We start from the raw sequence: 9,605 nt of genomic DNA on the forward strand, positions 1-9,605 counted from the left end.
GCAACCTTAGAATTTGTAACCGCGGTGCAGCGCCACAATACCACCAGTTAAGTTGTAGTAACTGGTGTTTTCAAAGCCCGCTTCATCCATCATGCCTTTCAAGGTTTCTTGATTCGGGTGCATACGGATAGATTCAGCAAGGTAACGGTAGCTTTCTGCATCGTTCGCCACTAGCTCACCCATTTTTGGTAACAAGTGGAATGAGTAGGTATCGTAAATTTTTGATAGCGGCTCAAGGATTGGCTTAGAAAACTCCAGCACAAGTAGACGACCACCTGGCTTAAGCACGCGGTACATCGAACGCAGCGCTTTATCTTTGTCCGTTACGTTACGCAAACAGAAGCTGATGGTGATGGCATCAAAGTAGTCATCTGGGAATGGCAGCTCTTCAGCGTTGGCTTGTACATAGTGAACGTTGCCAACAATGCCGTTGTCACGCAGTTTGTCACGACCAACATTGAGCATAGAGTTATTGATATCAGCCAGAATCACATGGCCTTTTTCACCCACGATGCGTGAAAACTTAGCCGTTAGGTCACCGGTACCACCACCAAGGTCTAGCACTCGCTGACCAGGACGAACACCACTACAATCGATAGTGAAACGCTTCCACAGGCGGTGAATACCACCCGACATTAAGTCATTCATAATGTCGTACTTGGCCGCCACAGAGTGGAAAACTTCAGCAACTTTCGTCACTTTCTCTTCTTTTGCTACGGTTGTGAAACCAAAATGCGTGGTTTCATTTGATTCTAAAGCTGTATTCGATTGCACGCTTGTATCCGTCATGATGATTCCTCTTCGAGCAGCGCTACTAATTAATACGACCTAAGCGCTGCGGGCGATTAGTTTACTTTATCCTCATCCGGATGTCTTTCGGCGAAAGAATCATTTTTATCCAATACACGCTTTTCTGTGAGGCCATCGTGTTGAGCACGTTGGACCAAATCATTTGAGATTGGCTTTTTTACCTCAACCCCGAGCTGTTTAAAGCTTTCAGCTTGGCGAATCACATTGCCTCGGCCACTAGCCAGCTTGTTCATCGCACCTTGATAATTCTGGTTGGCTTTATCTAACGCGCCGCCCAAGCTTTCCATATCATCAACAAACAGACGCAGCTTGTCGTAAAGCTTACTGGCTCGCTCAGCGATGATTTGCGCATTCTGGTTTTGACGTTCATTGCGCCACAAGTTATCGATAGTGCGTAGTGCCACCAGCAAGGTCGTCGGACTGACCAAGATAATGTTTTGTTCCATCGCATCTTTGACCAAGCTCGGATCCGCTTGAATCGCTACTTGGAAAGCTGGTTCAACCGGAATAAACATCAGTACATAGTCGAGGCTTTGAATGCCTTTCAGCTGATGGTAATCCTTGTTGGATAAGCCTTTAATATGAGCACGTAATGCAAGTAAGTGGTCACTTAGGGCACGTTCCCTTTCTGCATCGGTTTCGGCATTAAAGTAGCGTTCATAGGCGACCAAGGCCATCTTCGAGTCGACCACCACCTGCTTATCTTGCGGTAAGTGAACAATTACATCTGGTTGGTAACGCTTACCCGCTTCGTTTTGCAAACTAACTTGGGTTTGATATTCATGCCCTTCACGCAGGCCAGATTCAGCCAGCACACGCGCTAGAACCACTTCGCCCCAGTTACCCTGCTGCTTGTTATCGCCTTTAAGCGCTTGCGTCAGGTTGAGTGCTTCCTTGGTCATCTGCTCGTTCAAACGCTGCAGGTTTTTCAATTCATGCACCAGCGTATGACGCTCTTTGGCTTCTTGGTTAAAGCTGTCATTGACCTGCTTCTTGAAGCCTTCTAACTGTTCACGCAATGGCGAGAGCAAACCATCTAAGCTTTGACGGTTTTGTTGATCGACTTTGGCGGTTTTCGCCTCAAACAGTTGATTCGCTAAGTGCTCAAATTGTTGCTTAAGGCGCTCTTCGGCCTGTTCTAGCAATTGCAGCTTTTCTTGATTGGCTTTGTTTTGTTGCTCATGACGCGCTTCTTGCTCACGCAGCTGTGCTTCAAGCTGTGATTTATGCTCGCGTACTTGGTTCAGATCGTCGGCATACTGCTGGCGCTCTTGCTTGACCGCATCGAAGTAACGCAACTTTTCGAGCACGGCCATCAGCTTGCCGTGAGACTGCTTGAGTTCATAGGCGGCTTTATCTCGCTCAGTATCCAGTTCATCTAGCTCGCTTTGCGCCTCAGCTAACTCTTTGTGTAACTGGGCTATTTGGCTAGTGGCCAACTGCTGATTTGATTCTAACTGCTGCTCTAAAAGCTGATTGTCGAAGCGCATTTTCTGTTTGACCCACCAGCCAACAGCGACACCACTGGTGATTGCGCCTGCGACACCACTGACCAACACGCTTTGATGCTCAAGAATCCATTGCATAATAACGATTTAACTCTTCTTTATTTTGTATTGATAATGGTATTTTACCACTGGATAAATGTCCAGTTTGTCGGTTAGATATCGAGCAGCTAGACTAGGCGCTCCGTACTCTATACTACTCTTGTGACCATTAAACGATAAGTCGTTGGTTTTATTAAAGGAATATCATGAACGAGCGTCGCGCTTTAGGATTAGGTTTATCCGCTGTACTACTCTGGTCGACGGTAGCCACTGCTTTCAAACTCACCCTAGCTGAGTTCTCTCCCATTCAAATGCTCACTGTGGCGAGTATTGTCTCTGCCATTGCGCTGATCATCATCTGTGCGGTGTCGGGCAAATTGAAGTTACTCTCGAGCACTTTTCTTTCAAATCCTTGGTACTACCTATTACTCGGTCTTATCAACCCGCTCGCTTACTACATCATTTTGTTTAAAGCCTACGATTTGTTACCCGCCTCGCAAGCACAAGCAATTAACTACAGTTGGGCGATCACCTTAACCTTAATGGCGGCGGTATTCCTCGGGCAAAAGATCCGAACGAAGGATTGGATTGCGTGTACGTTTAGCTACCTTGGCGTGATTGTCATCGCGACCAAAGGCGATGTGCTAGGGCTCAACTTCGATAGCCCATTGGGTGTTGGCTTAGCGCTGTTATCGACGTTGCTTTGGGCAGGATACTGGATTTTAAATACCAAGAATAAAGCCGACCCTGTCGTTGGCGTATTACTTGGCTTTTTAGTTGCGATTCCGTTTGCGATTGGTTTAACCCTCTATGAAGGGGAAAGTTTTGCTCACATAAGCACTCAAGGCTGGTTAGCGGTTACCTACGTAGGTTTGTTTGAGATGGGTGTGACATTTGTTCTGTGGCTCAGTGCCTTAAAAGCAACGCAGAACACTGCTCGAATCAGTAACTTGATTTTCGCTTCGCCATTTATTTCATTGATGCTCTTAGCTACCATCATAGGTGAACAGATTCATCCAGCGACATTGGTCGGTTTGGTGCTGATTATCACAGGCTTAGTGATCCAGCAGATCAAAATCGGCAAAAAAGATCAGCCAAAACAAGCCGCTTAACAACTTGATAACTTGGTCTGTCAGCCATCAAATAGCTGATAGGCCAATTCACTGCCCTGACCTCTCACTCCATCAATTTTGACCGCTAACTCTGGTGAAGCATGCAGTGCCTGCGCGGCCTTACTGTTGGCCAAATAACGCTGTTTTTCCGCCTCATCAAACATATTATCCCAACGTTGGTGCGCATCGCGCGCTAGATACATCAGACAAGCCAAGCGTTTTGACTCAACCGCTTTAGCTGGGTGATTAACGTTAGCAATCGCATCAACCAATTGATTGGGGAACATCCAACTTTCCGCTAAAGCTGCACCTAACTGCTGCGCATCTACCCCTAACAGTTCTCGCTGCACTTGTGCTGGATTTTCTCCACTCTCCACTCTATGGCTAATAATCACCGCTTTTTCTGGCTCAAGGGTATGAATCATCAGCTCACCGATATTGTGTAAGATCCCAGTACTAAAGGCTTCATTGGGGTCGAGCTTAATGTCTTTGGCTATGGTACTGGCTATGGTAGCGACTTCAAAAGTACCCGCCCAGTAGTCTTTAACGTTAAGGGTTTCAATTTTAGGAAAGGTAGACGCGAGAATCGAAGAAGAGATCAAATTGCGGATCGCACCAATACCAATCCGAACAATGGCATCATTGATATTAGAAACCCCCTTAACCCCACCAAATTGGGCTGAGTTGGCCATCCTGAGTACTCTTGCCAATAACACCTGATCCATCGCCATTTTATGGGCCAAATCACCGAAATCGATCGATTCTCGATTGACCATTTCCAATAGCTCTTGCAATACACTTTCGATACGTGGCAACTCGTTGATACGAGAGATCAGTGCTTGTTGACTCATAGAGTTCACTCCTTCGATACCCAACTAACTAGAATAAGTGTAGTACTATCGGGTGAACTCTAATTAAATTTTGTTGGCTTGAATTACACCCACTGGCCAGCAACGAAACCTGAGCTCCAACACCACTGGAAGTTATAGCCACCAAGCCAGCCAGTCACGTCCATCACTTCACCGATAAAATACAAACCTTTGATTTGCTTACATTCCATCGTTTTCGATGACAGATGGTTAGTATCAACACCGCCTAATGTGACCTCTGCAGTGCGGTAGCCTTCAGTACCATTGGGGGCAATCTGCCAGTTTTCTAAGGTATGTGTTATCTCACTAAGTTGCTTGGCATTGAACTGCTTGAGCGGCTTATCTTGCAATACTTTTCTATCAATCAGTACTTCGACCAAACGCTTAGGTAATACCTTCGCTAAGGTGTTTTTAAGGCTCTGATTTGGATGTTTCTCAAGTGAGCGTTGCAATAGCTCATCAATATCCGCTTCTGGTACCAAATTAATCGTGACCTTTTCGCCCGCTTTCCAGAATGAAGAGATCTGCAATACCGAAGGACCAGACAGGCCGCGGTGAGTAAACAGCAGCGCTTCTTTAAAGACCGTCCCATCTTGCGCCGTAATTTCGGCAGGAATCGCGATCCCAGACAATTCAGCAAAGGCTTCTTTGTCTTCTTTGTGCAGCGTAAATGGCACCAGGCCAGCGGTAGTCGATACCACTTCTAAGCCAAATTGTTCGGCAATCTTATAACCAAATGGCGTTGCACCTAGCTTAGGCATCGATAACCCACCTGTCGCAACGACCAGAGAGTGACACTCTATCACGCTAGTATTGGCGTGCAGCGTAAAGCCAGATTCCGTTTGCTCAATATGATGAATATCTTGCTGATAACGTTGGCTCACGCTTGGATAGTCACACTCAGCCAGCATCATTTTGACGATATCTTTTGAGTCATAATCACCGACACAAAATAGCTGCCCATGGTCACGCTCTTCAAACTCAATACCGTGCTTACTCACCATAGAGATGAAGTCCCAGTTGGTGTATTGCGATAAGGCCGATTTTACAAAGTGTGGGTTTTGACACAGGTAGTTGTTGGCAGAAACATCATAGTTGGTGAAGTTGCAGCGCCCGCCACCAGCAATCAGAATTTTGCGCCCCGGCTTTTTAGCATGATCGAGTACTAATGTTTTACGACCGCGCTTACCCGCTTCTGCCGCACACATTAAACCTGCTGCACCCGCACCGATGATGACAACATCAAACTTTTCTGTCATGAACAACTACTCATAAAAAACCAATAAAAAAGGATGTGCATTACGCACATCCTTTGCAATTTGAACGGATATTCTAGCGATATTTAATCAGATTGCCAATTCGCTGCTTAAAGAATCATCGCCGCCAGTAAAGTCACAGCTAGCAAAGAGGTAGATAAAATAAACAACTCTCGAACTCGATCGCATTTACCTGTAAACACCTCATCATGGTGATGGTGGTACTCTTTACTCTTAATGTAGTGGAAGAGACGGACTTGTTTAGTCACATTGCCATGGGTGGTAAAGAAGCCATTGCCATCCACCTGTTGGTATAACAGCGGGTGAGCTTCTCGCATGATGTAAATGAGAGAACGCAGTGCAGTCAGGTAACGAGCCATGTTAACCACAGTTACCATCATTAGCGCGAATAGAATGGTGTCAGCATTGATCATCTTTTCCTCCCTACATCTTCATGTTTGCCCAGAGAAAAAGACGACCTAAATTAGAGTGTCTTGCGCTGAAAGTTACTCAGCTGGGGCATCCATAATTGAAGATGAACCTTCTTTTGCCAAAGCAGCTAGGTCTTTATCGATAAAGAACAGCGCTTTGCCATCTTCACCAACAAGATCCAGCTTATCTAAGATCCCTTTAAATAACTTCTCTTCCTCGTGCTGCTCTGCAACGTACCACTGTAAGAAGTTGAATGTTGAATAGTCTTGAGATGTAAATGCGACATGTGCAAGTTTGTTGATTTTCTCAGTAATCATTTGCTCATGTTCAAATGTCTCGCGAAATACATCGCCAAGGCTATTGAACTCGTGCTTTGGTGCTTCAATCGCACCTAAAATTGGCATTGCACCGGTTTCACTCACGTAAGTGAATAAACGCTGCATGTGCTCCATTTCTTCTACGGCGTGGGCACGTAAAAATTCAGCTGCGCCTTCGAATCCTTTGTCTTCACACCAAGCACTCATTTGTAAGTATAGATTGGATGAGAAAAATTCGAGATTAATTTGCTCATTCAATTGTTCAACCATTGCTTGAGAAAGCATTTGCTACTCCTACTAAGTCTCTGAAGTTAAATTGACTATATCATGTTCGCAACCATAACACTTTGTCTAACAAATGTGGATCTGAGATCACTCTTGCAAAATTTCTTCAACCAAGGTGCTAATCTTTAAACAGATACTTACAAGGAGATAGCATTATGAGTTATCAGCATATTTTGGTTGCCATCGACCTCTCTGAAGACAGTAAATTGTTGGTCAACAAAGCGGTATCCTTGGCCAAGCCTCTTGGCGCCAATATTTCGTTTGTCCACATCGATGTCAACTACGCAGAGCTCTATACTGGGCTGATTGATATCAACTTGGCAGAAACCCAGCATCAAGCGATCGAGGCATCTCAGAAACAACTGCAAGACCTCGCAGAGCATGCCAATTACCCAATCAAACATACCTTAGTTGGCAGCGGCGACTTAAACAACGAGCTGTGTGACACGATTAAAGAGTTCAATATCGACTTAGTGGTTTGTGGGCATCATCAAGATTTTTGGAGCAAACTGCTCTCTTCAACCCGACAGCTAATTAACTGCTCTCCGGTCGATATGTTGGTTGTACCTCTAAAAGACTGATTCAAAGCCCACATTGGTATAAACTGCGCCCATAGTTTTTGATAATGAGTCTTAGTCATGGGTTATCTATCTGCCGTCACGCTACTGTGGGCATTTTCTTTCAGCCTGATCGGTGTTTATCTCGCTGGTCAGGTTGATTCTTGGTTTTCAGTCTTTATCCGAGTGGCACTGGCGAGCTTGGTGTTCCTACCATTTTTGAAATTCAAAGGCGTTGATAAGGGGCTAATCGTCAAGCTGATGACTGTCGGTGGTTTTCAGCTCGGTTTGATGTACTGCTTCTATTATCAGTCATTCTTACTGCTATCCGTGCCTGAGGTTCTACTCTTTACCATCTTCACTCCTATTTATGTCACCTTGATCTATGACTTGCTTAAGCGTCGCTTTTCACCTTGGTACTTGGTGACCGCCGTAATTGCGGTAGCAGGAGCAGCAGTGATCAAGTTTGCCGATATCAACGAAAATTTTGTGGTTGGCTTTTTAGTCGTCCAGGGAGCGAATGTCTGCTTCGCGATCGGACAAGTCGGCTATAAATACCTGATGGAGCAATATGACGTTGTTCTGCCACAACACGCGATCTTTGGTTACTTCTATTTAGGTGCATTGTGTGTCGCAACCGTTGCGTTCGCACTGATGGGTAACCTAGACAAAATGCCGACCACCAGCACTCAGTGGGGGGTATTAATTTATCTTGGCTTAATCGCTTCTGGCGTCGGTTACTTCGCGTGGAATAAAGGCGCGACCATAGTCAATGCTGGCGCCCTAGCAGTAATGAACAACATGCTTGTCCCTGCTGGGCTTATCGTTAACATCCTAATTTGGAACCGCGATGCCGACCTTGTACCACTAACGATTGGGGGAGCCATTATTTTGCTTTCTCTGTGGGTCAACCAGACTTGGGTAAAGCGTAAAGTCGAGCAAAGTTACCAATCGATGTAAACAAAAAAGCTCTCCAAGTGGAGTAATGCCGATCAGTTAAGAAAAATTTTTGAGATCATTTGACCGATCCTCAAAAGGCTTCAAAATCCGATATTAGGAAACTAATATCGGATTTTTCATGTCTTTAGAAAGCCAACTTGCGAATACTTTTCGCTCATGCAATACCTTCCATCACTTTGACAAATACTCTGAGATCCTTAGTCCAGAGCTTATCCAGCAAGGTTTTGAAAAAGCTGGTGTAGCAACAGTGAGAAGAAGACGCTTACCCTTGGAAGCAGTACTTTGGTCCGTTGTAGGAATGAGTCTTTTTCGGCAACAATCTGTTTGGGATATCGCTAACCAACTTGATATTGTCCTACCAGACAAACAGCGCTTTGTTGCGCCAAGTGCTGTTGTCCAAGCGAGGCAGAGATTAGGCGAAGAAGGTGTTAAACAAGTCTTTAAGACGATGGCGGCTCAGAGTTATCAATCTTCTAAGTTTGAAACTTGGTGTGGACTCAATCTTCTATCTGTCGATGGTGTCGTTTGGAGAACGGCAGATACACCTGAAAATCATCAAGAGTTTAAAGCACAGCGTAATCAGTCATCTGAAAATATTTACCCTAAGATACGCATGGTTTGCTTGATGGAGCTTACAAGTCATCAGCTCATCGATAGTGCATTCTCTGACTATCGAACCAACGAAATGCGGCTTGCAGAAGAACTCATAGAACAAACGCCAGACCATTCTCTGACTATTTTTGACAAAGGATATTACTCTCTGGGACTGCTTAACCGATGGAACAAAGTCGGCCAAGAGAGGCATTGGATGCTCCCTGTGAGAAAAGACTTCCAGTATGAAGTCGTTCATAGGTACAGCAAGAGTGATGCAATCGTTGCGATTAAAACAACACCTCAGGCAAGAAAGAAGTTTAGTGAACTTCCTGATGTAGTTGAAGCAAGGTTAGTCTCAAAAATCATTAAAGGTAAGGAGTATCAGGTGCTTACATCAATGCGTGATGGGTTACGTTTTCCTGGCGAAGAAATCGTAGAGCTCTATCGTTATCGCTGGGAAATCGAATTAGGCTATCGGGAAATGAAGCAGACCTTACTTGACAGTGAGTATACATTGCGAAGCAAGCGTCCAGATATGGTTAAGCAGGAGCTCTGGGGTATTTTACTCGCCTATAACCTTATCAGGCAGGTTATGACAAAAGCGGCAAGTAGGTTAGATAGCGTCTGGCCAAATCAACTGAGCTTTACGAGTAGCGCTATGGCTGTGACGCAATACTTTGCAGCGTTGCCTTTAACAAGCCCAGGAAAGCTCCCTAAACACTATGAGGTATTACTAGAGCATGTATCCATGTTTATCTTACCGCCTCGAAGAGAAGATAGAAGTTATCCTCGATGGGTGAAGTTGAAACCCAAGAAGTACGCAACAAATAGAAAAAATGCCAGTCAGCTTAACTGACTGGCATTAC

Annotated in this window: 10 protein-coding genes; 4 read left to right on the forward strand and 6 right to left on the reverse strand. The window is 45.0% G+C overall.

The window, feature by feature from the left end:
- Positions 1 to 6 precede the first annotated feature (6 nt).
- Both ubiE and rmuC read right to left on the reverse strand, forming a co-directional pair.
- Entirely contained in the window at positions 7 to 789 is a 783-nt protein-coding gene (ubiE, locus tag ACU01J_RS17355) for a bifunctional demethylmenaquinone methyltransferase/2-methoxy-6-polyprenyl-1,4-benzoquinol methylase UbiE (RefSeq protein ID WP_481086839.1), read from the reverse strand.
- A gap of 56 nt (positions 790 to 845) precedes the next feature.
- Positions 846 to 2,396, reverse strand: coding sequence for a DNA recombination protein RmuC (gene rmuC / locus ACU01J_RS17360; RefSeq protein WP_481086840.1), 1,551 nt, complete (start codon positions 2,394 to 2,396; stop codon positions 846 to 848).
- A gap of 167 nt (positions 2,397 to 2,563) precedes the next feature.
- Here rmuC and ACU01J_RS17365 point away from each other — a divergent pair, with 167 nt between their 5' ends.
- A complete protein-coding gene (locus tag ACU01J_RS17365) occupies positions 2,564 to 3,469 on the forward strand; it encodes a DMT family transporter (RefSeq protein ID WP_481086841.1) in 906 nt (301 codons plus the stop codon).
- Between the two features lie 20 nt (positions 3,470 to 3,489).
- Here the strand turns inward: ACU01J_RS17365 and ACU01J_RS17370 are convergent, their stop codons facing one another.
- From ACU01J_RS17370 to ftnA, 4 genes are all read right to left on the reverse strand, one after another.
- Positions 3,490 to 4,320: an HDOD domain-containing protein gene (locus tag ACU01J_RS17370; protein WP_481086842.1), complete on the reverse strand. Its 831-nt coding sequence runs from the start codon at positions 4,318 to 4,320 to the stop codon at positions 3,490 to 3,492.
- A gap of 83 nt (positions 4,321 to 4,403) precedes the next feature.
- The gene (locus ACU01J_RS17375; protein ID WP_481086843.1) at positions 4,404 to 5,597 is read right to left on the reverse strand and encodes a BaiN/RdsA family NAD(P)/FAD-dependent oxidoreductase; all 1,194 of its coding nucleotides are present in this window, start codon (positions 5,595 to 5,597) and stop codon (positions 4,404 to 4,406) included.
- Positions 5,598 to 5,704: 107 nt separating this feature from the next.
- Positions 5,705 to 6,028 (reverse strand): universal stress protein UspB, encoded by a 324-nt coding sequence (uspB, locus tag ACU01J_RS17380; RefSeq protein ID WP_004409720.1) that lies wholly within the window; start codon positions 6,026 to 6,028, stop codon positions 5,705 to 5,707.
- A gap of 72 nt (positions 6,029 to 6,100) precedes the next feature.
- Entirely contained in the window at positions 6,101 to 6,628 is a 528-nt protein-coding gene (gene ftnA / locus ACU01J_RS17385; protein ID WP_004409725.1) for a non-heme ferritin, read from the reverse strand.
- Between the two features lie 155 nt (positions 6,629 to 6,783).
- Between ftnA and uspA the strand changes: the two genes are divergently transcribed.
- The 3 genes from uspA (at position 6,784) to ACU01J_RS17400 (ending at position 9,595) form a co-directional block, all read left to right on the forward strand.
- A complete protein-coding gene (gene uspA / locus ACU01J_RS17390; RefSeq protein WP_134835742.1) occupies positions 6,784 to 7,209 on the forward strand; it encodes a universal stress protein UspA in 426 nt (141 codons plus the stop codon).
- 57 nt (positions 7,210 to 7,266) lie between these two features.
- Positions 7,267 to 8,145: a carboxylate/amino acid/amine transporter gene (locus ACU01J_RS17395; protein ID WP_481086844.1), complete on the forward strand. Its 879-nt coding sequence runs from the start codon at positions 7,267 to 7,269 to the stop codon at positions 8,143 to 8,145.
- Positions 8,146 to 8,263: 118 nt separating this feature from the next.
- Entirely contained in the window at positions 8,264 to 9,595 is a 1,332-nt protein-coding gene (locus ACU01J_RS17400; protein ID WP_481084253.1) for an IS4 family transposase, read from the forward strand.
- Positions 9,596 to 9,605 lie beyond the last annotated feature (10 nt).

The sequence above is a fragment of the Vibrio sp. 2433-A1 genome, assembly GCF_056726085.1.